The organism is Caldivirga sp. UBA161, assembly GCF_002506515.1.
In the GTDB taxonomy this organism is placed as follows: Archaea; Thermoproteota; Thermoprotei; order Thermoproteales; family Thermocladiaceae; genus Caldivirga.
The window spans coordinates 1-23,817 of the sequence record NZ_DAXS01000023.1; the positions used below are offsets into that span (position 1 = coordinate 1).

General features: G+C 41.6%; 25 protein-coding genes and 2 tRNA genes. 11 read left to right on the forward strand and 16 right to left on the reverse strand.

Translation table 11 applies throughout. From position 1 onward, the window contains the following. The 3 genes from BP896_RS02865 to BP896_RS02875 form a co-directional block, all read right to left on the reverse strand. Positions 1–1,035: hypothetical protein (locus tag BP896_RS02865; RefSeq protein WP_291765434.1), on the reverse strand; the 1,035-nt coding region annotated here is incomplete at its 3' end. Positions 1,036–1,177: 142 nt separating this feature from the next. Beyond that, positions 1,178–1,948 carry a GNAT family N-acetyltransferase gene (locus BP896_RS02870; protein ID WP_291765436.1) on the reverse strand — a complete coding sequence of 257 codons (771 nt, stop codon included), beginning with the start codon at positions 1,946–1,948 and terminating at the stop codon, positions 1,178–1,180. Between the two features lie 115 nt (positions 1,949–2,063). Further along, positions 2,064–3,104: a histone deacetylase family protein gene (locus tag BP896_RS02875; protein WP_291765439.1), complete on the reverse strand. Its 1,041-nt coding sequence runs from the start codon at positions 3,102–3,104 to the stop codon at positions 2,064–2,066. Between the two features lie 146 nt (positions 3,105–3,250). Between BP896_RS02875 and BP896_RS02880 the strand changes: the two genes are divergently transcribed. Together BP896_RS02880 and BP896_RS02885 are read left to right on the forward strand one after the other, a co-directional pair. After that, a complete protein-coding gene (locus tag BP896_RS02880; RefSeq protein WP_291765441.1) occupies positions 3,251–3,655 on the forward strand; it encodes a hypothetical protein in 405 nt (134 codons plus the stop codon). 46 nt (positions 3,656–3,701) lie between these two features. Further along, entirely contained in the window at positions 3,702–4,481 is a 780-nt protein-coding gene (locus tag BP896_RS02885) for a hypothetical protein (RefSeq protein WP_291765442.1), read from the forward strand. Between the two features lie 39 nt (positions 4,482–4,520). Here BP896_RS02885 and BP896_RS02890 read toward each other — a convergent pair whose 3' ends face one another. Continuing rightward, complete coding sequence (locus BP896_RS02890) at positions 4,521–5,903, reverse strand: nucleotide sugar dehydrogenase (RefSeq protein ID WP_291765444.1); 1,383 nt, start codon at positions 5,901–5,903, stop codon at positions 4,521–4,523. Between the two features lie 162 nt (positions 5,904–6,065). On the opposite strand from BP896_RS02890, the gene BP896_RS02895 reads away from it, so the two are divergent. Next, positions 6,066–6,191, forward strand: a tRNA-Thr gene (locus BP896_RS02895). 353 nt (positions 6,192–6,544) lie between these two features. Here the strand turns inward: BP896_RS02895 and BP896_RS02900 are convergent. Continuing rightward, the gene (locus BP896_RS02900) at positions 6,545–7,465 is read right to left on the reverse strand and encodes an MFS transporter (protein WP_291765446.1); all 921 of its coding nucleotides are present in this window, start codon (positions 7,463–7,465) and stop codon (positions 6,545–6,547) included. A gap of 158 nt (positions 7,466–7,623) precedes the next feature. On the opposite strand from BP896_RS02900, the gene BP896_RS02905 reads away from it, so the two are divergent. Beyond that, entirely contained in the window at positions 7,624–8,160 is a 537-nt protein-coding gene (locus BP896_RS02905; RefSeq protein ID WP_291765449.1) for a THUMP domain-containing protein, read from the forward strand. A gap of 8 nt (positions 8,161–8,168) precedes the next feature. On the opposite strand, the gene BP896_RS02910 is transcribed toward BP896_RS02905, so the two are convergent. From BP896_RS02910 to BP896_RS02925, 4 genes are all read right to left on the reverse strand, one after another. Then, on the reverse strand, positions 8,169–8,528 hold the full coding sequence (locus BP896_RS02910) for a 50S ribosomal protein L21e (protein ID WP_291765451.1): 360 nt from the start codon (positions 8,526–8,528) through the stop codon (positions 8,169–8,171). A 53-nt stretch (positions 8,529–8,581) separates the two neighbouring features. Next, entirely contained in the window at positions 8,582–9,001 is a 420-nt protein-coding gene (locus BP896_RS02915) for a hypothetical protein (protein ID WP_291765453.1), read from the reverse strand. A gap of 123 nt (positions 9,002–9,124) precedes the next feature. Continuing rightward, a complete protein-coding gene (locus BP896_RS02920) occupies positions 9,125–9,331 on the reverse strand; it encodes a ribbon-helix-helix domain-containing protein (RefSeq protein ID WP_291765455.1) in 207 nt (68 codons plus the stop codon). A gap of 153 nt (positions 9,332–9,484) precedes the next feature. Further along, complete coding sequence (locus BP896_RS02925) at positions 9,485–10,033, reverse strand: DsbA family protein (protein ID WP_291765458.1); 549 nt, start codon at positions 10,031–10,033, stop codon at positions 9,485–9,487. A 103-nt stretch (positions 10,034–10,136) separates the two neighbouring features. On the opposite strand from BP896_RS02925, the gene BP896_RS02930 reads away from it, so the two are divergent. Continuing rightward, positions 10,137–10,544, forward strand: coding sequence for a hypothetical protein (locus BP896_RS02930; protein WP_291765459.1), 408 nt, complete (start codon positions 10,137–10,139; stop codon positions 10,542–10,544). Between the two features lie 19 nt (positions 10,545–10,563). Here BP896_RS02930 and BP896_RS02935 read toward each other — a convergent pair whose 3' ends face one another. The 5 genes from BP896_RS02935 to BP896_RS02955 all read right to left on the reverse strand — a co-directional run bounded on the left by BP896_RS02935 (position 10,564) and on the right by BP896_RS02955 (position 16,191). Then, positions 10,564–11,082, reverse strand: a complete 519-nt coding sequence (locus tag BP896_RS02935) for a CopG family transcriptional regulator (protein WP_291765461.1) — start codon at positions 11,080–11,082, stop codon at positions 10,564–10,566. A gap of 48 nt (positions 11,083–11,130) precedes the next feature. Beyond that, positions 11,131–14,100 carry a leucine--tRNA ligase gene (gene leuS, locus BP896_RS02940; RefSeq protein WP_291765463.1) on the reverse strand — a complete coding sequence of 990 codons (2,970 nt, stop codon included), beginning with the start codon at positions 14,098–14,100 and terminating at the stop codon, positions 11,131–11,133. A gap of 183 nt (positions 14,101–14,283) precedes the next feature. After that, a complete protein-coding gene (locus tag BP896_RS02945; RefSeq protein ID WP_291765467.1) occupies positions 14,284–14,970 on the reverse strand; it encodes a YkgJ family cysteine cluster protein in 687 nt (228 codons plus the stop codon). A gap of 44 nt (positions 14,971–15,014) precedes the next feature. Next, the gene (locus tag BP896_RS02950) at positions 15,015–15,650 is read right to left on the reverse strand and encodes a dihydrofolate reductase family protein (protein WP_291765470.1); all 636 of its coding nucleotides are present in this window, start codon (positions 15,648–15,650) and stop codon (positions 15,015–15,017) included. Continuing rightward, complete coding sequence (locus BP896_RS02955) at positions 15,589–16,191, reverse strand: GTP-dependent dephospho-CoA kinase family protein (protein ID WP_291765472.1); 603 nt, start codon at positions 16,189–16,191, stop codon at positions 15,589–15,591. The genes BP896_RS02950 and BP896_RS02955 overlap by 62 nt, the downstream gene beginning before the upstream one ends. A 145-nt stretch (positions 16,192–16,336) precedes the next feature. Between BP896_RS02955 and BP896_RS02960 the strand changes: the two genes are divergently transcribed. The 4 genes from BP896_RS02960 (at position 16,337) to BP896_RS02975 (ending at position 19,499) form a co-directional block, all read left to right on the forward strand. Further along, positions 16,337–17,542, forward strand: coding sequence for a PLP-dependent aminotransferase family protein (locus BP896_RS02960; protein WP_291765474.1), 1,206 nt, complete (start codon positions 16,337–16,339; stop codon positions 17,540–17,542). Positions 17,543–17,768: 226 nt separating this feature from the next. Continuing rightward, a tRNA-Val gene (locus tag BP896_RS02965) sits at positions 17,769–17,860 on the forward strand. A 52-nt stretch (positions 17,861–17,912) separates the two neighbouring features. Beyond that, on the forward strand, positions 17,913–18,602 hold the full coding sequence (locus BP896_RS02970) for a DUF47 domain-containing protein (RefSeq protein ID WP_291765476.1): 690 nt from the start codon (positions 17,913–17,915) through the stop codon (positions 18,600–18,602). Positions 18,603–18,605: 3 nt separating this feature from the next. Beyond that, the gene (locus tag BP896_RS02975; protein WP_291765478.1) at positions 18,606–19,499 is read left to right on the forward strand and encodes an inorganic phosphate transporter; all 894 of its coding nucleotides are present in this window, start codon (positions 18,606–18,608) and stop codon (positions 19,497–19,499) included. On the opposite strand, the gene BP896_RS02980 is transcribed toward BP896_RS02975, so the two are convergent. Both BP896_RS02980 and BP896_RS02985 read right to left on the reverse strand, forming a co-directional pair. After that, the gene (locus BP896_RS02980; RefSeq protein ID WP_291765480.1) at positions 19,491–20,474 is read right to left on the reverse strand and encodes a bifunctional phosphoglucose/phosphomannose isomerase; all 984 of its coding nucleotides are present in this window, start codon (positions 20,472–20,474) and stop codon (positions 19,491–19,493) included. The genes BP896_RS02975 and BP896_RS02980 overlap by 9 nt on opposite strands. A 92-nt stretch (positions 20,475–20,566) precedes the next feature. Next, positions 20,567–22,042, reverse strand: a complete 1,476-nt coding sequence (locus BP896_RS02985; protein WP_291765482.1) for an MFS transporter — start codon at positions 22,040–22,042, stop codon at positions 20,567–20,569. 100 nt (positions 22,043–22,142) lie between these two features. Between BP896_RS02985 and BP896_RS02990 the strand changes: the two genes are divergently transcribed. Together BP896_RS02990 and BP896_RS02995 are read left to right on the forward strand one after the other, a co-directional pair. Beyond that, on the forward strand, positions 22,143–22,793 hold the full coding sequence (locus BP896_RS02990) for a 6-hydroxymethylpterin diphosphokinase MptE-like protein (RefSeq protein ID WP_291765484.1): 651 nt from the start codon (positions 22,143–22,145) through the stop codon (positions 22,791–22,793). A 38-nt stretch (positions 22,794–22,831) separates the two neighbouring features. Beyond that, entirely contained in the window at positions 22,832–23,749 is a 918-nt protein-coding gene (locus BP896_RS02995; protein WP_291765486.1) for a glycosyltransferase, read from the forward strand. The last annotated feature ends 68 nt before the right edge of the window (positions 23,750–23,817 follow it).

Below are 23,817 nucleotides of genomic sequence, written 5' to 3' on the forward strand. Positions count from 1 at the left end.
CCTAACCCCATTACCCCTAAAGCTCTCCGCGGCAATAATGAGTTCCCTCTTAGCTGAATCTAACCCTATTAAAGCTTCCCAATCCTCATGATAATACTTGATTAAATTATACCTATCAGGTATGTCAGCTATGCTACCATATAGCATTGGTAATACATCAGTACTGTTCACGTACCAAACCCCAATATAGGATGCTGGTAATGCTGCAATAAGTAACAGTACCATGTTTTGTGCAATTAAAAGCGCCGGTGGCTGGCCATAAGCCAGCATGGGTATTGCTGATGCAGCTGAAGCCAGTAATGAGGCTAAGATTGGGGAAACAGGCCCCTTAATTAACCTGGCTATTGATGGTGAAGCAACGTAAACCACAGCCATCACAATGGCTAAGGATAATACCGTTGGGTTACTGTATTTTGCAATATTATTAACGAAAACACTGTAGAAGCCTAGGGGAGTTAGTGATATTGGTTCCCACGGTAATGTACCCTGCATCATACTACCAATTAAGTAGGTTATAATATATGTTAACGCAGGGAGGGTTGGCATTGAGAAAGCCTCATAGGCAGAGGCCACTCCTCCTGCTAAAGCCCATGCAGCGCCAATTAATGGACCTGGCCGTGGCTGAAACATAAGTAGTAGTGAACCTATTGAGAATAATGGGCTTACTCCCTGGCTTGATGACGAGTTAAATAACTTAATCTGAACACCTATGATTATTGTTGGTATTATGAGTAGAGGCATTAGCCTAAGCATTGAACCAATAGGGTCCTTGTAGAACCATGACCATGAGGCCAACGCCAATGCCATTAGGTACGCCAGTAATCCTAGGATTGAAGCTTGATTAAGCCTACCCACCGCGCTAATTGCAATAAGGCCCCCTAACACCACTAGCATTAGTAGCATAAAGCCGTGGTTAGTAATTGTTAATACTGTGAATGAGGCTAATGGGGCTAATGCAATTAAGGAGGTAAGCAAACCACCCAATGCTGCTATCATCCTGCTGAGGCCGCTTGGCTTAATATCCTGCACCGCCACTTAGGCTACTCATTGTAATACTAAATATAAGTATCGTTTTAAGCTAAGGCGTCTTATTACAATACTAAGTATTAACCAAGGCATTAATGATTAATTACTGCAGCCACTCCAAAGTGATGAATGCAGTAATGATGCTGTGGGATTATGAACCATATTTAATGAGGAGGAATTCCTGAACAGCGTGGAAGCCTATGCTCCTATATGCCCTTAAGGCTGGTTCATTATTCTCATCAACATGAAGCATTACCATGGCTCCGCTTCTTAATGCATCCTTAACTATTGCTGATACTATAGACTTAGCGAAACCCATGTTCCTGTACTCAGGTAGCGTAACTACATCACCAATAACCCATAATTCAGGCAACTTAATATAAGTACCCCCCAATGATACTAGCCTATTATTTACGAAGGCTCCATAATAATGCCAGTGGGGTGAAGTGAGCCTTGCCTTAGCCTCAGCCCTATTAACATTAATAATTCTAGTGAACTCATCCACATCCTGTAGGCTAAGCCTCCTAACATTATGCTTATTGTACTCTCTAAACGTGTAGCCACTACACGCCATTGTGAGAAGCCTTGAAACATCAACGCCTCCACTTGCATTCAACTTCTCAATAATGTTCATTATTACCTCTGGTTTAGTTAATGCATGTATTACTAGGTTTCCAAGATCCTTAACATCAATTGGCATTTCCTCTACATTACCGAACACATGCAGTGATGATACGTAACCCCTCCAGAGGAGTACATAACCTGTTATCCTGCCTCCACTTAAGTTAAGGTATAGCTCAGTGTATTCAGGATAATACAATATGTCGTACATTAGGTACACGTATTGAATAGGGTTCTCTAGGTAATGCCTCTTCAATACACTTAATAGGCTCCTATTAAGTGAATTAAATAACCTAATCATGTTACTACCATAACCCAGTGTTCAGCCATGGTTAAATAATTAATTGCCTTTAAAATAATTAAAAGGCCACCATAACCTTAAACATAAAATCATACGGCACTTAAACTAATGCCTCCTACCAATACTGAGGGAAGAGTGCCTTATGCTGCTCAATCATCTTGTTGAAGTACTTAACCACTTCTGCACTGGTTTTAGTGTGATCCTCAATCTTAACTGCGCCGGTATCATTACTAATCATTGCTAAGGCCCTTGAGCCTTGCTTAATAACATCAGTATTGTAGCCGCCTTCCATGATGTAAACTGAGCCTTCAGTAATTCCTTCATCAATAAGCCTCTTAACCATGAGGAATACCTCAATATAGCTGCTTAGGCTGAGGTTAAGGTTAGTTAATGGATCTAGGTAGTGTGAATCAAAACCCAGTGAAACAACCACGTAATTTGGCTTATACTCCCTTAATGCATTCTCAATTGGCTTTAAGGCTACCTTAAATAAATCATCACCAGTCATTGGTGGTAACGGTATATTCATGTTAAAACCCTCCCCCTCACCTACCCCGATTTCATTAATGTATCCAGTACCTGGATAGATTGTTCTTGGGTCCTGGTGGGTACTAATGTAGAAGACCCTGGATGTATTGTAGAATATTTCTTGCGTACCATTACCATGATGCGCATCAATATCTAGGATAGCAACCCTGGAGGCTCCACCCCTAAGTAGTAAACTACTGATTATTGCAGCATTATTAAGTATGCAGAATCCTTGAGTTGGAGCCAGTAGCGCCCTACCTCTGAAACCAACATGATGGCCAGGGGGTCTTAAAGGTAGGTAAACGTGGCTAGTACCTGACTTAAGAAGATTAACCGCGGTGGCTAAGGCATTAACACTGGAGCTTAAGGCATCACATGTACCCTTAGATACATAAGTATCTTGGTCAAGTCTTCCTCCAGTTGCGCATAGTGACGTAACGTACTCAACATAGTGATACTCATGAACAAGTCCCGCAATTTCAATTAAATCAACGTTAACTGTAGGCTTAATAACCTCAGCCAACCCCTCTACACCGCTTAAAGCACTTAATACCCTATTAGGGGACTCAGGATGGTTTGCCGGCGTCTCATGCCTTAAATAACCTTCATCATACACTACCACTAACATTAGTTCTAAATTCACCTAGGTGTGATATAAACTTTAACACTTAAACTAAGATACCTTAACGCTGCAGCTTGCCTCCCTTAAATAAAGAATTATGGGGGGATTCCATAAAAATTAGCTGCAGTATGCTTGAATTAAGGGTGAGTAATTTGGGTGGTTTAAGGGGTGAGATTAATAAGATACTTCAAAGTGAATTAGATGATGTTGATGGCCTCATTGCAGTAGCCTTAATAGGTACCAATGGTTTACCACTTGGCTTTGTAAGGAGGGGGAACCTAAATATAAGTGATATTGACTTATCATTATTCTCAACATTAATTAAGAGTGTAATTAACCGCATTAGGAGAATTAACCCAAGCAGTTGGTTCATTAACTTTAAGCATAGGGTAATTACCATTAATGATGATCAATACTCAGTAATAGTAATAAATGATGATGATCTAAGCATAATTGCGGTCTTCGAGAGTTCAGCGGATATTAATATACTCATGTATAGGTTAATTAATGACTTGGAGTTATTGAGAAGCTTGATTTCAGTAACATTAAGTAAATGATGAGGTTAACTGTATTAATTTTAATAGGATTGCGGGTTTAAACACTATGGTTGAATCCTATAGGGGCATACTGGAGGAGATGATTAATGATAAGGTTCACGGCGCTTCATGGTACTTCCTTAAGTTAGCTGACTTAATTGAAGCTGGATATAGGGAGGGTATTAATGTTGAATCAATGATTAATGATATTAGCATGATTAGGCCAGGCATGGCTCCACTGGAAAATATTGCAGAGCTACTTAATCAAGTTAATCCAGTAAAGTTAGCTAAGGCTATTAGAGCTTACTGGAGGGAGGCTGGGGAAGGTATTAGAGTTAATTCACTTACCCTTAAGGGTAGGGTTAAGGTCATGGTCACCATCAGTTACTCATCTAATGCCAGGCTACTGGCGGAATCAGTGGGGGCTAGGATTATTGCCCTTGAGTCTCATCCAGGTGGTGAGGGTAAAATGTGGAGTAGCCATGGTGGATTAATAGTACCTGACTTAACAATGTCCTACTTTATGACTAATGCAGATGCTTTAGTGATGGGTAGCGATGGGTTATATGAGGGCTTTATAGTTAATAAAATAGGCTCATTACCCTTAGTATTAACCGCAAGGTACTTCGGTAAGCCTGTAATCATTGTACTTGAGTCCTTTAAGGCGCGTAAGTCTAAGCCAATGATTATGCATAAAATTAACGTAAACGGTATTGAAGTACCCCTATTTGATGAGATACCATTAAACCTAGTGGATATTCTGGTAACCGACGTAGGAGTATTCACAAGTATTAGCGTGGACTACATTGCCAGTAAGTTTAAGGAAAGACTATTGAAGCACATCTAACCCCTACTGCCTCCTCACTAGCCTTATATGACTTTAGCATTAAGTCTTTGTAGTAGGCCTACCCACAGCCAAGTAAATGACACCTGGCGGTGGGCTTCTCCAGTCCTTAATCATGTGCCTTGAATCCACTACGGCAATGCTACTTAAGCCCGTTAATTGAATAATCCTACTTAACGTTAACTCACTGTAATCACTATGGTCTGTCGCTATCACCACCACGTTAGCCCCCTTTAACGCATCCTCAATACTGTTAGTTAGCTTAATTCCCCATTCCTCAAGGGTCTTATCATACTTGACATAGGGGTCATGCACAATAATATTCATTACACCCCTTAGGTAATTAATTATGTCGTATGATGGGCTAAGCCTAGTATCATCAACATTACCCCTAAATGCTAAACCCAGTACAGCCACCCTAGGCCTACTAACCCCCAATTCACTGGCAGCAGTCTTAACTAACTCAGCTACATAGGCGGGGGCATACTCATTAATACTCCTAGCCGTCTGAACAAGCCTCATGTTGAAGCCAACCTTCTCGGCCGCGTACATTAAGAAGTATGGGTATACCGGTATACATGATCCACCAACCCCTGGGCCAGGCTTATGAATATTGGAGTAGGGTTGACTATTAGCCGCCTCCCTTATTTCATCGAAGTCTAATCCAAGTAATCTGGCTAATTGAGCAAGCTCATTGGCTAAGGCTATGTTAACATCCCTATAAGCCCCCTCCGCAAGCTTCTCAAACTCAGCGGCTGTTGGATTAGATAACACTAAGGTACCCTTCCTGGCTATGGCGCCATATAAGGTAGATGCAACCCTACTACTAATGGGCCCAACACCCCCAATAATCTTAGGGTAACGTTCCTCAATATCCGCAATGGCCCTACCAACGTATATACGTTCAGGTGAGTAGGCAAGTGCATAATCCCTCTCAACCTTTAGGCCACTTACCTTCTCCAGGATGGGTAAGGCAACATCCATTGTTGTGCCGGGGGGGATAGAGGACTCTATTATGACCAAGTCACCTACCTTAAGTCCCCTCGCTATATTCTCTATTGAGGCCTTAAATGAATCAAAAATAGGCCTCTTATCCTTACCTAGGTAAACCGGGACAGTAACTATCTTCACGTTGCTTAACCTTGATGCCTCAACTCCATTAGTAGTATAGCTTATTCTATCCTTAAGCCTCCTCAACTCCTCCTCAACCTGCCTATCACTTAACCTGAGTTCACAAGCATCCAGTTTCTTAATCTTCTCAGCATCAACATCAACACCAATAACCCTAGCACCAGCCCTAAGCCATACGGCAGCAATAGCGGTGCCTACATAACCCATACCATAAACTGACACGGTTAATGAACCACTCCTCAGGGCATTAACCAAATCCCCACTACTCATTAGCAATAAGTTAAGATTACTCATAATTCACCGTTAACCCCAGGGACTTATTAATTTTGGGTCTTGGGAAACTCTAGAGCATGTGGAGTTACTTGAACCACCCAAGACATACCCAATGAAGGAGGCGAAAATAGACTCAGCTAATTTCAGTAAAGCATAAAAACATACCATACTGAATGCTGACAGGCCCCGGTAGCTCAGCCTGGTTGGAGCGCCCAGGGGATAATGGGGTAACCCATTCCCCGTGCATGCCTCGTAAGCAAATACTGAGTAAGCGGGAGGTCCCGGGTTCGAATCCCGGCCGGGGCTCCAATGCTTCATCATTACGATTAACAAGGTTATGAATTAATTCGTTAACCTATGTTAATTAATTCAGCCGAATAATGCCACTTTGTGAAAAATTAATTGATTATGTAGGAAACCATAATTTTCCTCAATACTCACTAGCAATGATAATGAAGAGTGCAAACCATCTGAATAACACTCCACTCATCATGAAAGGAAGCATTATTCAATAGAAATCTTCAGCAAACATTGCGTTTAGTGCTTGGAATATTATAGAATCCATTAACTAATGGTTAACCTTACTGAGGTTGAGTGCTTACGGCATCTACAACACCCGCAGTCTCCAGTAATGAGGGTATTTACCTCCTCAATGAGGCAACTCAGCCTAACACCAAACCCCATTGAGAAGAAGCTAAGGCCATTGAGTAGGATATGGCATGTTGCAGTGAGGTTATTATAAGTAGTATGGATGCTATTATTGCAATTACAGATAAAGCTATTAGGGTTAACGCCCTACCGAATACACCTGATAGGTAACCGGCTAATCCATATGCAAAGGCACCTATTATCGGTAGGATAATCAGCCACATGCTTAATTGCTCAATCCTCATGATCCGCATATAGGTTGGCGCTAGGCTAACTAATGGAATAGTTAGAAGGAATGCTAATGCCACAAGTATTGTACCGAAGATAGTTATCAGTAGGTAATCCCTACTGAATAATTCACTGTAATTAACCCTGGTAATTCCAACTCTCTTAACTGTTTCTGGAATTACAAGCACCCAAGGTAGTGAAAATAATAGACTCATAGCCCCAATGATAATGAATGCTAGCCTCCACTGTGCTGCTAAGCTCGTTACCACGGCATCAATCATTAAACCCACGAAGTAAAGGCCTTGAACAACACCACCCATTAAGCCCCTACCTCTAGTCCAATTATCAGCGATTATAGGGTATGTAATGCCATTCTCTGAATTAACACCAAAGCCAACAATGAACCACGCAACATACAACTCCCATAGATTATTCACTAAGCCAGCTAGTATTGTGGCTATTGAAAATAAAACTATGGACGCAGCTAACCCTATCCTACGTCCATAAGCATCAGCTATCATGCCAATCACAACACCACCTAACGCACCACCAATGAATGATAACGTCACAGCCAGCGATAATGCCGTGATGCTCACATGCATGGTGGATGCAATTTCGGGGAATAGGTATGTTATTGAGAATACGCAATACGCACTCATTAGGAATGGTATTAACACGCCAAGTATTATTAATGGCCGTGATGCCATATTCATGGAAGCAGCCTAATCTATTTAACTATTTCCCGCCTAATAACTTGTGGATCATATACTCTTTGAGTCGAGGGAGAGTAGTAAAGAATCATGTTCATTAAGCTCATGCTAAGTGAGTATGAAAATATATTTAAACTGACTTAGTGGAGTTAAGTATGGTAGTAATGTCATTTAACCTAGTGATATCCACGGGTAGGGGTGTTGAGGGTAAGTGTATTGCTGAATTAAGGAGGGTTAGTGAATTGCTTTCAGTTAACATTAGGACATTCTTCACTGGTTTTGATGGATTATTAACAGGTAGGGTTGATATGGATCCTGTGGCATTTAGTAATAGTTTGAGGGAGTTGGTTACTAGTAACGCCTTTGTACCAAGATTCATACTTAAGGTTGTACCCGTTCAGGAGGTGGTTAGGACTGATGTTAATGAGATAGTTGATAAAGCTGTTCAAATGGGTAACTCCATGATTGCCGAGGGGGAGACTTATAAAATAGAGGTTAGGAGGAGGGGTGTCCTCTTCGATAGGATGGCCATCATAGATAAGGCTGCACCGCAAATATTGAGGAAAGTTAAGTTGGAGAATCCTGATAAGGTAATCCAAATAGAGGTATTTCCATCAAAGACAGGCATAGCGGTAATAAGGGAGGATGATGTTTTCAGCCTACTTAAAGTAACCGTGGGTGGCCAACGTTAAGGTTCATTTTAATTGCTCTCACTTTGAATAATGGGTTTACCCAATGCCCTCTCCTTGAGGAAGTTCTCAAGGTTAAGGGGCTTAACATGCTCAGGTGTTGTTATTATAATCCTCCTCTCACCCATGAAGTTAACTTCCAATACTAGAGCCTTTCCCCTCCATCCAATTAGTGTTCCAATCCTACCCTGATACCTCTTATGTGGTGCAGTACTTATGTAAACTGGGTCAATATCTATAACTAACTTATCACCAACCTTATAGTACCTTGCAAGGAGCCACTTAAATAACCCAGGCCTACCTTTCTCCCTGGGTGCCTTTGAAAGCAATCTCCTAGACTTAAACCTGTAGCCATGCGTCCTAGCAACCATGGCTGCAATGCCTACTGAAGGTTTTTAAATTTATAGTGGGAGAGGCATGGTGCTTAAATTGCTGTTGGAGGCCCCTTCTGCTGCGGCTGCTGGGGCTGAGTCATGGCTGGTAATGGTATTGTGGGGGGAATACCTAATTCCCTGGCAACTAATCCCGCCTCAAATACCGCGTACTGGGTTATTATGGCTTGAATTTCAGGTGGAACATTACCACCCTTTAATTGCCCAGATATCCTCTTAACATCATCACTGGTGGCCTGTATAGTTAATAAACCCCTTATGGTTATGCCTATTGACGGCGGCATTGACGATACCGTTATGGTGAATGGCACATTAACCAACTCCTCCATTACCTCCGGTGGCCCATTAACCTGAATATTCATTGCCATTTGAAGTTGAGTACCAGGTGGCGGTGGTGCTGTAACTTCCCCATGTATGTAAAGGAACCTTACTCCAATACCCTTGTAAACCACTATTAAGTTCATTGAAGCATATATTTAAGCATTCTGTAACCAATTAATGATTATTTAGTTATTTTATTGATCCAGCAACCAAGCTAAGGTAATATTTTTTACTCCCCGGCTTTAAGAACCTCCTCACCTACCACTCATCAGCATTCCACTACCCTGCTCAACCCCTCTGGCGCTCTCCCTGAGGAGGAGGTCCCTTATAGCTACCCTAATGGCTTCACTCCTTGAGGGGAATACCCCTCTCCTAACTAATTCATCAAGCTCCTCAAGCATTTGTCGCGGTATGTGGACTGATATTAACACCATCTTCTCCTCTGACTTGGTTTTAGGCATAGTTTTTTATTTTGAACGAGCCCTTTTTAAATATCTCCCTCGTATTCAGCCTTGTAATCCACAAATATAATAAGTGGATCATAAATAATCACTATGGGGTATTTATATACTTAATATATGGTATCTACATGTGATTGACTTAGCTAACAGTGGTTAAAACTCGAAGATTACTTCCCTTATCAAATTCATTATCGAGTCCGGCCCATCATAACCGAATAAGGCTACACCAGTGCTTCTATCATACCTACCAACCATGATTGTGGGTGTTCCAGGAACCTTAACTGACTTAGCCAAATTCTTACATTCATTAACTGCCTGAAGTTCATCAGTAGCCTCCTCATCACTTACCTCCTCAATATCCTTAACTAACTCACCCTTCTCAATCATATTACTGTAAATTTTATTAAGTGCATTAAGGAATTCACTTGGGTTTTTCTTAAACAGCACCCTTACCTTGGCGTGAAGTTTCTCAACTCTATGCACCGGATAATCAACAAATATTATATCAATAATACCTTTCTGGTTCAACTGAGTTAAATAATCCATTAAATCCACATCCAGTAACGCGCATCCAGGGCAGTGTAAGTCATAGAATAGCACCACGAATCCCTTAGCATTACCATTAGCCTTAATCTTAAGTGCATACTTATCCACCCTGCTTAGGAAATCACCCACATTACTAATAACCCATCTATCCCCCATACTTAATTGGGTGTTAAGTGGTGCTTAATAACCTTACTTGCTACTGAAATTGCACCAATTTATTAAACGACACGTTTAAATGAATGTTAGGGTAATAATCATTGTGGGCATCATTGATGATATTAATGATGTGATTAGGTTACTTGAAGCCTATAGGAGTAAGTGTAGTGGCTCATGTGTTGAGGTTAATAAGGCTATTGATGAGTTAAGGGGTATTGTTAATGATGTTGGCATTATGCTGGACTTCATTTCAAGAACCTTCACTGAATCCCAGAGGCTACTTGCACGCTACCTCACAACTAGGGTTAATGTTGAGTCAAGCCTATTGAAGGTAATCATGGATGGCGATAATGACGAGTACCTGGATGATTTAGTGAAGAGGCTTAACACATCCCCTGATCAAGTTATTAAAATACTTGAGATCCTTAAGGCAAGTGGCTTAGTGGATTATGCGCTTAAGTACGATAATAATATTAGAGTGCTTATTAGAAGAAGAACCATTACTGGTTAAGTATAACCCCATTAGGAACCTAATCCAAGAGTAACTGAACCTCATTTAGGAGTACCTTTAACCTTGAATACTCATCCTCGAGGCCATACTTTAACGCTAATGCTATTGCCTCAGCTAAATCCCTTCTAATTTTCCTAGCGTAGTTATTGTTCCCAGTTACTCTAATTAAACCCCTTTTATACTTCTCAATGAATTCATAGGCCTCCTCAACCTTATCATCAATCTTAATCTTAGCTAGTTCACGCTCAGCATTATTAACCCCCTTAATAGTCTTATTAATATTAATGTTAACATACATTGGTGGAGTAAGTAGCTTCGGTTCTGGTTTAGCTACATTAAGTTTACTGAGGAGGAATGATGCAATTATGTGCCTAACAAGCTCAGACACACCATCAAGCCCTTCCTCCTTGGCTATGCGCATTAAGGCATCCTTAACTAACCTATGTACCCTTATTGAAACTACAGCCCCATCCTTATCTGGTGCACTGAATAAAAGCTCGTAACTCAGTTCCCGTAAATTCCCAGTCTCCTCCTTCACGGATTATTACTCATTAGCTTGTTTAAATCACCTTATTAGGTAATTTAATTAATATATATTAGTGTATGCGGATTCAACATAAATAGCAGGCCTACCTGGTAATGATAATCTAGCCCTATTGGCGGGATCATTAACAGGTGCCACTGCATCCTGTATAGTTACTTTAATGCCAAGCCTCCTCTCAATGTAGGACTTAAAACCATGCATCACATTCACCTCCATATCCCTCAATAGCTTAAACCTAGGCAACTTACCACCAGCAATATCATTAACGATCCTAGCAACCACCTCACCCTTACCCTTATACTTACTGGCCAGGTTCCTTATTATATCCTTGACGACAATACCCCTATCCATCATTTCAACGGCTTCGTTGAAAATATCGTAAACGTAATCAGGGGGGCCAACGTAAATGTTCACAACCCCAACCTGACCCTTAACCCTAGTGATTTCTCTAATATCGTCTATAAGCCTCTCAACCACCTTAAAGGCATTCTCCACGTCATCATTAATGTACTGCTGCTCCACCGTGGGCCACTTCTCAATGGATACGTACGTTGACTTACCCATACTGTGCCAAATCTCCTCAGCCATATGTGGCGTAATCGGCTGCATCATCCTAACCCAAGCGTCGAGAACCTTCCATAGGGTGTACCTCACTTCATCCTTAGGTAACTCGTCCATTAGGGTCATGTATACCTTTACTGCATCGTATAGGTTAAAGAAGACCATTAACGCAAACTGCCTAATCCTCATTTCCTCAAGGGCCTTAGCACCCTCAGCAATAGTCCTGTTTAGGATACTTAGTAGCCACTTAGTGGGTATTGTTGGGTTACTAGGCTCCTTAGTTTCCTCACCCATACTTACTATGACTTGGGCCGTATTCCAAATATCCATTAACCTACTAAGCACTGTATCAACCTCATCACTCCTCCAATCCATAACATTATCTAAGTCCGCTGAGTAGGAGGCGTATAATCTTACTAAGTCTGGTGAATACTGTTCAATAGCCTCCTTAAGGTAGATGACATTGCCAAGCGACTTACTCATCCTTCTTCCCTCCCTAATTACGTAGTTGTTTAGGGATATTGCCCTAGGCCAATGCCTTTCAGGGAATATTGCAGCGTGGTGGGCTATGAAAAAGCTTAAGTGGTTAGATATTAAATCTATGCCACTGTGCCTTTGATCAACAGGGTACCAGTACTCGAACTCAGCCCTAATACTCTCAATGATACTCTTATCAACACCTAGGAGCTTGGCAATAGCCTCAGGACTACCTTGACCTAGGAATACGTAATCATAGAAGCTTACTAGTTTATTTAAGGCAACTGAATCCTCAGCCCTAGTTTCAATAACTCTCTTGGCTAATTCACCCAGCTTCACGGCTAACCCGGTTTCATTAAGCTTATGGGCTATTGTGTAGAAGGCCATGTATATCGTTGAGTCACTTAATGATTCAATAACCCAGTCAGGATCCCACGGCATTCTAGTGCCTAACCCCTTCTTCCTGGCGCAGGGCCTCATGTTTAACCAATCTAAGGTTGCCTTGAAGTTTTGCCTATACTCCTCCGGCATTATTCTCATGTTATTAAGGGCCTTAATCATTAGGCTCTTCCAAGTTGGGTCGCCGAAGTTCAAGAACCATTGATCCTTAATAACAGCCACAATAACTCTTGAACCACCCCTAGTGTACACTTTCCTTGGCTCAACCTCATACATAATGTCTAATAATCCCCTACTCCTCAAATCCTCTATTACCTTAACCCTAGCGTCATTAACCTTAACGCCATTGAGTGGAGTATTATCACCCATGACTCCGTTATAATACTCCTCCCTATACACAATACTAGTTGCCTCCTCCAACTTCTCCCTATCATTCTGGCTCCTAATATTCAACTTCTCAACAACATCCTTAGCAGGGTACTTGCTGAACCCAGGTAACTTAATTATGCTTATTGGTTCAATTGCCTTAACAATACTCTCAATACCATACCTCCTAAGTAACTCATCATTACTCTTCAAGTCCATTAAGGCTACGTAATCATAAGGTGCATGCGCTGGAACACTATAAACAACTCCAGTGGCTGTATCATCATCAACGAATTGTGCTGGCAATATGGGTAACTTAACTCCTATGGGGCTTTCAACAAACTTACCCACAAGCTCACTACCCTTAAACTCCCTCACAACCTTAACATCCTTATCCTGATACTGAAGCTTCCATGCAGCCACCTTTGAAATAATCCACCTCTCCTCATTAACAATAGCCTCAACATATGTTGAATCAGCGTTAATCCAAACATTGGTTGCCCCATATATTGTCTCAGGCCTTAGGGTTGCAGCCACTAAGTATGAGTCATTTAACTTAAACTTCAGTAAATTGAACTGCAGTATATCTATGGTTAACTCATCCCCACCCCTAATGTCATGTTCACCCACTGCTTGATTCTCATCAGGTGCATAGAGGACTTGGTGGCGCCCCCTCACTAAGTAGCCCTTTGAGGCTAATTTAACGTACTGCCAAATTATGAAGGAACTGTAATGTGGGTCACCTGTCATGAATATTCTCCTGAAGTCCATTGAGTAACCTATTGACTTGAAGTCATTAATGTACGTATCCTTAAAGAAGTTAACAATGTTCCAGGGATCCTTAAAGCCATTAACTATTTCACTCGCCTTAACAGCATCCTTAACATACATATTAACCTCCCTTTTCAACCTATTCTCATACTCTACATCACCCTTACTTAACCTATCTGCAACAGCCTGAATAGGTGTACCAGTTATATGGAATGCAATTGGGAATAACACATTATAGCCCATCATTCTCTTAAACCGAGCCACAACATCACCCACCGTGAATGTTCTACCGTGACCCATGTGAGGTGGCCCCTCTATGTAGGGGTAAGGCACAGTTATGAAGAATTTAGGCCTTGAATTATCTGGATTAGCATTAAATACCCCATTACTGTACCATTCAACCTGCCACTTCTCAGCTATCTTAGTAAGCTCCCTCACGAACTCCTCCTTACTTGAGAAGAAACCGCATCAGGGCCATAATCTAAGTAAGTATTTAAGCTTTACACTAACCATAATTCCTACTATAATTTGAACAATAGTTATGAAAGGCTGCAAGAGCCTTTCTAGTCTTCACTCGGCTAAACATTATTACAAATTAATATTATATAGAGTAATATAACCTTACACACCTATGTTTATATTGTTCCTTTTATTCATCTTACTCATATTCACTACTTCATTAACAGTAAGGTTCGGGTAATACCTCCTTATGAACCAGAAAGAGTTCACTATGGGGTAATTGTAGGTTCCATCGTCTTCCCTTAAATCAACCTCACCAATCCTCCATAGGTATGATAAGTAGCTTGAGTATATTTTCCTAGCTTCCACCATCTCTAATGCTGCTGGGAATTCATTAACAAATACTTGACTAGCTAGATTTAAGTCTGAGCTTAGTTTAATTAATATTCCATTACTTAAGCCTTGTTTAACCACTGGGCATATTGTTGAGGCTGCGTACTTAACCTCAAAGTCTATTACCTTATTTAACCTATCAATGGAGTACCTTATTATTCTTGGTAGGTATGGGTAGGCGCGGCAGGTTAAGGGCTTATACTTATCGTGAACCAGGCACTTATTGTTGCTTAGGAAGGGGCACTTATTCTCATCATTAAGGAGCATTAAGTACGATAGGGCTAAGATGACTTTATTATTTAAATCAACTACAGTGTACCCAGTCCTAAACTTAACCTCAACACCCAATTCCTCGGCTTCATCCTGTATTAAATAAACCTCATGAGGCAAAACTGTTACTGGGCTTAACCTACAGCATAGGCCGCAATTAGGCATGCATTTAAACACAAACGGCACTATGGATCACTTTTAAAGGGGAGTTTAAATAGGGTTTTTTAATCCTACTCCCTAGTGTAATGAACAACAACCTCCCTACCGCACTCACATAAGTACCATTTAACAGGCTTAAACTTAGGGGATTGATCAATCTTCAATGAGTCACCCTCTATTAAGCTTGTACCCTTACCCATCATGAAGGGGGCTATTGTTAACCTAACTTCATCAATAAGGTTTCTGGCGAAGAATTGCCAGAAAACAACACCACCACCCTCCACTAGAACCTTCTTAATACCCCTATCAGCGAGCTTACTTAATAATACTTCCACGTCCACCTGTTTATTAAACTCCATAACCTCTATCCCAGCCTTCCTGGCAAGCTCTATCTTAGCCCTCGGAGCTCTCTCAGTAACTGCAACCAAGGCCGGTGCAGGTGAGCTTAGGAACTTTGACTCTAGGGGGACTCTAAAGGCTCCATCTATAAGTACCCTAAGTATTTGCTTACCTGTCTTAGGAGTGTATGTTCCATCAACATCCATTACAGTCTGAGCCCCCACTATAGTGGCATCAACCTCATCCCTAGCCTTAAACAGCCTCTCCAAGTCATACCTGCACGTGAACCTATTTCTAATGAAGGGGTTAGCTATTTTTCCATCCATAGTTATTGACGCTATTGCAATTACGTAGGGTTTCACATTCATTTCGATCTAGTAGGGTTAACAGCTTAAGCATTAAAATCTTATATTCATTTACTACAGGTATTAGTACCAAGTATCCTGTATAAAGCCCATATAATATACCAGTATTACCAGGCGCCTCAAGGACCGCTGGGATGGCTAATAAATCCTCCTCACCATCAACAATAATGGTTACCCTATTACCAGAAAGCACACTGGCGTATGCATTCCTCATAATGCTGAAGGATTCATAGTTCAACGTACTCCTTTCATTCCTAACCCTATAAACTACACCATCAATATCGCTATGCTGAATAATCGTACTCCTCCTTGTACTTAAATCAATAACCCTCAAGTCAGGCTTCCTCCAGTAGGCAGCTACATTAAAGGAAACCACATCACCTACAGTGGCTATTATACTTAAATTAAAGTCATTAAACAATTCCTTAACAATCATTATTGAGTCAGGGGGATCCCTAGGTATGGATATTGCGAAGGGCAGCGCCATTAATGCCCTTGCACGTTTACTTCTGAGAACTAACCTAGAGTAATCAGCCTTACTCATATTAACGATTCCACGTACCTTAAACACCCTATAAAGCTTTTCCCATGCATATCCTTATAATAGTTTAATAAAGCTCACATTGTGATAAGGAAACATTAACTGCAGGTTAGGAAACACTTATACGTTCAGTAGTGTAAGTATACTTATGAACGTGAAGGATTTACTCTCTGAGAGGACTAACTACATGAAGGCTAGCGACATAAGGGAACTCCTTAAATGGGCCACAGCTGATGTAATATCCTTTGGAGGCGGTTTACCGGACTTATCTCAATTACCCCTTAATGAGTACTCTGAGGTGGCTAAGTTTGTTGTAAGTAATTACGGCTTAAAGGCGCTTCAATACGGTAAAACTGAGGGTGTTGATGAACTTAAGGAGGAGCTAGCTAAGTTCATGGCTAAGCAAGGAATTAGGACTGACGCTTCATTAATACTACCCACGGTGGGTAGTCAAGAGGCGCTTGAATTAATGGCTAGGGTGTTTATTGATCCAGGTGACGTAATAGTAACTGAGAAGCCAACCTACCTTGCGGCATTACAAGCCTTCAGGGTTTATAGGGCTAGAGTAATTGGTGTTGACATGGATAATAACGGCTTAATCATTGATAAGCTTGAGGATACTATCAAGAGGCTTAGAAGTGAGGGAGCTAGGATAAAGTTCATATACACAATACCCATTTGCCAAAACCCTACTGGGGTAATGATGAGCCTTGATAGGAGGAAGGCATTACTTGAGTTAGCCAGTAAGTATGATTTAATGATTCTCGAGGATAACCCATACAGTTACTTCACCTTTGACCCAGTAGATACAACGCCCCTAAAGGCCCTTGATAATGAGGATAGGGTTATATACACATCAACATTCAGTAAGATAATAGCCCCAGGCATTAGGTTAGGTTGGGTTGTGGCTAATCAGGAGGTAGTGAATTGGTTATCCATAGCTAAGCAGGCAATGAACCTACATACCCCAACCCTAAGCCAATACATAGCCTATGAATTATTAAGAAGGGGTATAGTAGATAGGTACATTTCTAAGATAAAGGAAACCTATAAGGTCAAGAGGGATGCAATGCTCGATGCGTTATCTAAATACATGCCAAGCGGTGTTTCATGGACTAGGCCAAGTGGGGGTATGTTCATATGGGTTACTGTCCCTGGCGATGTGAGGACTGAGGATATGCTTAACTTAGCTATAAGGAAGTATAAGGTCGCCTACGTACCAGGTAAATCCTTCTACCCAGATGAGGATGTACATAATGATATGAGGCTTAACTTCACTTACCCATCAATAGACCAGATATATGATGGAGTTAGGAGGCTGTCATTAGCCATAGAGGAGTATAGGGGGAGGTGAAGCACGTAATTGCTGATTCACATTGAAATACATTATTTTAATCTTATTTACTGAATTTCACCATTAATTATGATTCATGGTAATGCACAGTTGGCGTATTATCCAATGCCTCAATTCCTTACTATAAACCAGTAATTTAATGAATAATAAGGCTCCACAGGGTTCTCTTAACCAGCTTGTATTGCAGTAAAAAATTAAAAGAACCCTACCCTGAAGGTTTAAGGAAGGGCCCGTAGTCTAGCTTGGTTAGGATGCCCGCCTCACGGGTGCGGTATCTGGGATCGCGGGAGATCCCGGGTTCGAGTCCCGGCGGGCCCACTCATTATGGCGCCCTCAATAATGTTTTTAAGTTACTTAACCCCACCTTACTGTGCCTCACGGTGTTTTATCAAGGTTACTTAACCCCTTCATTAAGGGTGAGGTGGAGTTATTTAGTGGACTTAGTGAGCATGCTAAGTTAACCCTTAAGGCACTGGATATTATTGAGGGCGCGTTAAGGAGTGGTGATCTCATTAAGGTTAAGGAAGCTGAGGTTGAGGTTAGTGTACTTGAGAATCAGGGTGATGAAATCAGTAGGATGCTTTCCCAGGAGGTTTCAACTGGTGCAATAGCCACCCCCATAATGGGTGATGTGGAGATACTCATAGGTAAGGTTGATGATGTCTTAGATAGGGTTCACATCCTCTCCAGGGAGGTTAGGAGAGCTATGAGTGTTTGCGTAAGCCCTGAAGTTAAGAGAGTTCTCTCAGAGGATGTTGTTGAACTCCTAATGGTTGATAGGAGGGGTGTGGAGGAATTCATTAATCTAGCATCCACTATAGCTAATGGTGGCGATTGGAATAAGATTAGGAGCCATGTTTTAATAATAAGCAAGCTGGAGGATGAGGTTGATGAGGCTAAGGATAGGCTTGTTGATAAGCTTTATGAACTCGCTAAGGAAGTTTCATATATTGAATTCATGAGCCTACTACACATAGTGTTCACGCTTGATGACATAATAGACATAACTAAGGATGCAGCATACTTAACCTCCACAATATTAATGAGCCTAGGTGCTTAATTAATGATAATTGAGGCTGCCTTAGCCCTAATACTTGCGTTAACCTTCCTAGTCTCATCAAATAACCTATCACTGGTGGCGGGAATGGCAGTGGGCAGTAGGTTACTTAGGCCTGGGGTAGCTATGATGATTGCCTTAACCGGATACATAGTGGGTCTATTAGTGCAGGGAAGTGAAATGAAGGGTTATGAGGTAACACCAAAGGGCCTACTAATACTCTCCCTCATTGGAGTCCTAGTGTTCATTATTGGTGAAGCTGCTAAAATACCAATGTCAATAACTAATTCCCTCTACATGTCATGGTCAGCGTTAGCGCTTTATAATAGTGGGTCACTGCCTATTAACTTCCCCATAGTCCTATCATCATGGTTCATAATACCCATATTACTAGCCCTGGCGGCTTACCTACTGTACCCATCATTAGTTAGGTTAACTACTTCATCGAATCCCATTAGGAGGCTCTCCCTATATAGGTTAATCATGATTCTAACAGTATTCCTAGTGGGCTTCTCCTTCGGTGCCAATAACCTTGGCCTAGTGTGGAGTATGCTTGGCTTCAGTAGAATAGGCTTAGTTGGGGTTATTTTCGCGTCAACCCTAGGTGTAGTTATAACTGGTAGGAGGACCCTTGGCCAATTCAGTAGAGGCATGTTTACACCACCCCCCGTTTCAAGTAGTGTGACTCAGTTACTATCCTTCACCGCCCTGGAGTTAAGTACAGTATTCGCAATACCAATCTCCCTAACATTATGCACTGTTGGATCACTCTTAGGCATATCAATGGCTAGGGGTATGAGGATGATTAATACCCAGTACCTTAGGCTAATCCTAATAGGCTACGCATCAACAATGATAATAACCTTCACTGGTGCGCTGCTTGCAGTTAAGTTAATTTAATGGGCAGTTAATGCCCCTTATCTTCTCCTTAAGAGTATTTATTGGGTCAGTCCTAACAGGATCAATACCATACAATTCAGCCAACTTAATGCTAACTAGGCCGAGTAACATTGAACCGTAAACCTCCTGGCTAAGCCTACTTGAACCCTTTAATTCAACAACCTCAACATCACTTGAGTAATTCTTAACAACCTCCTCCACAGCCCTCATTAAGTAGTCATGAACATCATCAGTCCTCCCCCTTATTATAATGTATTTAACAGGGTGCTTAAGCATTACTGCAACTATATCATTGTGATCAGCCTCAGGTACTATGGCAACCACCGCAGGTGTCTTGGCGTTTTCATTAAGGTCATTCTTAAACCTATACGCTACTGCCTGTAGCCCAATGGGTGCGAAGATCATGGGTACATGATCCTTCATGAAGTATGCTAGCCTACCTGGTGATTCACTCCTTAACGCATCATCCTGAAGGCTAATGCTCTCATTGATGTCAGGTATGCTTAAGTAGTGGCTCAATACCCCAAGCACGGCGTATAGGAGGTTAGGTAACCCAAACCTGGGGGCAATGGCTTTAGGAACCTTAACCACCGGCGCACCCCTGCCCTCAAGCTCTGAGGCTAACCTACCACCAGTAGTAACACCTACCACAGGTATCCCCCTCCTTAATGCATCCAATGCACTACATATTGTTTCAAAGGTTTCACCGGAGTAGCTTACAGCCACTACTAATGACCTTGAATCAACCCACTTAGGTATGCTAAAGTCCTTGTGGACAATAATATTACTACCCAATAGGGAATCCCTCACTATATCACCAACTATGCCTGATCCACCCATTCCAGTGATCACCACGCTACTTGGTTCAAAGTCATATTTAATGGATCCAACCTTAACGGATCTTATGTTCAATTCCTTACCCAGTTTAAAGGACTCCAGCGATAACTTAGGCCATTCCTCATAGCCGTACGGCATGATAAACCCCTAGTTACTTGGTTTAAATGCTTTAAGTTAAAATCGCATCATTATAAGTTAATCATAATTACACTTATAGCAATGCCCTAAGGTTACTCTTGATTTAATGAAGCAACCACCTGGGATTCACCTCTCCAAGTTATGACTTCTACCGAGAGGTACGCCAGTATTCCTATCATTACTACGGTTAGAGCTGAGATTATTGCACCAACCTGGAAGGCGTACAATGATGGTACTGTAACTAAGAGCGGTACATGGCTTCCCGGCAGCATACCCATAAGCACCAGTGATGTGAAGGTTGACTCAAGTGAGCCAGCCACTGCTGGGCCAAGGGTACCACCCAAGTTCCTGAATACTGAATTCATTGCTGTTGAAACCCCCATTACCTGTGGTTCCACTGAGAACACTAGAATATTAATAAGTGAAACATTCATTGCAGCCACCCCAGCCATGGCTAATGTTGTTGATGTTATCAATGCCCATAAACCCAGGGGGGCAACAGCAGCAGTTATTAGGCTGAATAATGCCGATATAGTTGCCCCAGCCATAAGCATTCTCCTAGCCCCTATCCTAGTTATTAATATGCCTGCAACTGGAGCCACTATTAACTGCGCCACAGCCATGGGGATTGCGTATAGGCCAGTATCGAATATTGATAGGCCAAAGCCAACAGGCTTAGGCTCCTCAAGAAGTATTATTAGGCTTTGTTCAAATAGGAAGAGGCCAAAGCCAGCCACCATTGCGGCTAAGTTAGCTATTAAAACATTCCTCCTAGCTAACAATGATAAGTTAATTAATGGTTGATCCACCCCCCTCTCTATGGTTATGAAGATTCCTATGAAGAGAAGAGCCAATAGGAAGCTTATTATAGTGTCTGGGTTAGTCCAACCCCATATGGGTGCCTCAGTTAATCCGTAAACCACTAGGCCTAAGCCGATCCCAAGGATTACCGCCCCAATTAAATCAACCTTAGCGCTAGGGTTCCTATACCTTGACTCCCTTATCCTAGTTACTATTAGGTACGCCACCAGTAGTACGAAGGGTATGGCTGTGTGGTATGTTGTCCTCCAGCCAAAGTACTGGCTTATGTATGCACCAAGGGGTAATGCCACTGCTGCACCAATACCAAAGGCTGCGCTGACTAGGCCCTGGGCCCTTGGTATTAATTCCCTTGGGAATTCCTCCCTAATCAAGCTGAAGGCTAATGCGAACATGGTTACTCCAATACCTTGAATACCCCTGAAGGCTATTAGATATGTGAAGCTGGGCGACACACTGGTTAAGGTGACTGCCACTGCATATATTATGACTACAGCTGAGAGAACCTTCTTCTTACCGTAAATGTCACCAAGCCTACCCACTATTGGTAATAGAACTGTACCAGAGAGCAAGTATGATGAGAGAACCCAACTAACTTGGCTTGAGGTTACCCCAAACTCCCTCTCTATCTCGGTTAATGATGGTATTAACATACCCTCTATATACATTACTATTACTGCTAAGGCTGCAAGTATGACCATAGCCCTGTAGGCGTACCTAAGATCATACTCAGCATTGTTAACTGGCATAATGCAGCGATATCGGTGAAGCCTTTATAAACCATTCCACTCAATCAGTATTAAAATCAATAAATAGCCAGGGTTAAGGAACTCAATGGGTGTACTATAAATGAGGAGGAGCATAGTCCTAGACCCCCTTGAATCCCAGTTATCTAGGTTAGTTTACATGAGGGCTATGATGGGCTTAGGCCTAAACTTTAGTAATGATGCGAAGGCAGCTGAATTAGCTGGTGATTACTGCAGTAGTGATCCTGATCAATTATGGTCCTTGAACTGGGAAACTGTTACAATCTACATGCCGCCTTATGTTGGTGATCCTAAGCCAAGTGGATTAATCATAGCTGTTGAGGGTTATACATTACGTAGGCTACTTAATGATGGTGTTGTCCCTGACATAGTGGTCACTGATTTCGATTATGAACCAGATAATTTAATTGGCTTTAAAGGCATTGTTATTGGGCACGCCCACGGCGATAACACTCATACCTACATTAAGTATGCTAAGCGTATAAGCAGGCTGATACCAAGTGTTCAAGTTTGGCCCATTAGCTGTTCAATCCTGATACCAGGCTTCACTGATGGTGATAGGGCAGTTTACTTAGCCGCCTACATGGGTTCAAGGCAAATTACCGTAAGGGGGTTTAATCCTAATGCACCAATTAAGAGGAATGATTATGTTAAGAGAATTAAACTCAAATTAGCTGAATACTTCATTAATAGGGCAAGTAAGTTAACTAATATTAGCGTCAGTAAGTATTGAATATTAATAACTTATAAATAGTGGGGAACCTAAACCAAGTGCATAAGGATGCATCAGAATGCATTACTATAATTATTCCAGTTAAGAATGAGGAGGAGGGGCTTGACTTCACGTTAAGGGAACTACATGAATTAGGGTTCAATGACGTAATAGTTGTTGATGGGCACTCCACTGATAATACAGTTAATGTAGCCAAGAAGTATGGGGCATTAGTGGTGGAGCAGCCTGGGGATGGTAAGGCTGATGCAGTGTACTATGGTTTAAGAATGGTTAAGAAGCCGTACGTCCTATTAATGGATGGCGATGGCACATATGATCCATCCTATATACAGGCAATGCTAAATAAAGCCATTAATGAGGACTTGGATGAGGTTCTCGGAGCCAGGACTTGGGGTAGGGAAAATATACCGTTAATTAATAGGTTTGGTAATACTATCCTTACATCATTGTTCAACATGATGTTTGGAACAAATCTATCAGATGTCTTAACAGGCATGTACCTATTAAGGACAAGCATAGCTAAGGCAATAATACCATCAACCAGCGGGTTTAGTGTGGAGGTTGATATTGCGTCGCAAGTAGCATCCATGGGTAAGGTTGGTGAAATACCTATTAAGTACCGTAGGAGGATTGGCGATCCTAAGTTAAGGTGGATGCATGGCATAAACATAGGCATTGATATGATTAAATTAATGGCAAGGTTTAACCCCATACTTATACTAGCTTTACTAGCCAGTTTACTTGTAATACCGGGAATAATATTAACAATATACGTTGCCTCCCAATTAATAGTTAACCACATTAATCACTTCATATGGGGCATTATAGCCTTCCAACTTGACACCACAGGCTTACTTGGAATCCTGATTTCACTAAACACACTAATGATTAAGAGGATGGAGTATAGGGTCATTAGGCTATTCACTAAGAGGGAGGCTGAATGCACGTTGGAATAATTTAACCCCTAAGCACTCAAAGGGGAACTTGAAAGTAGTATCCTTAGGCTGACCTCCTCCCCGCCCTG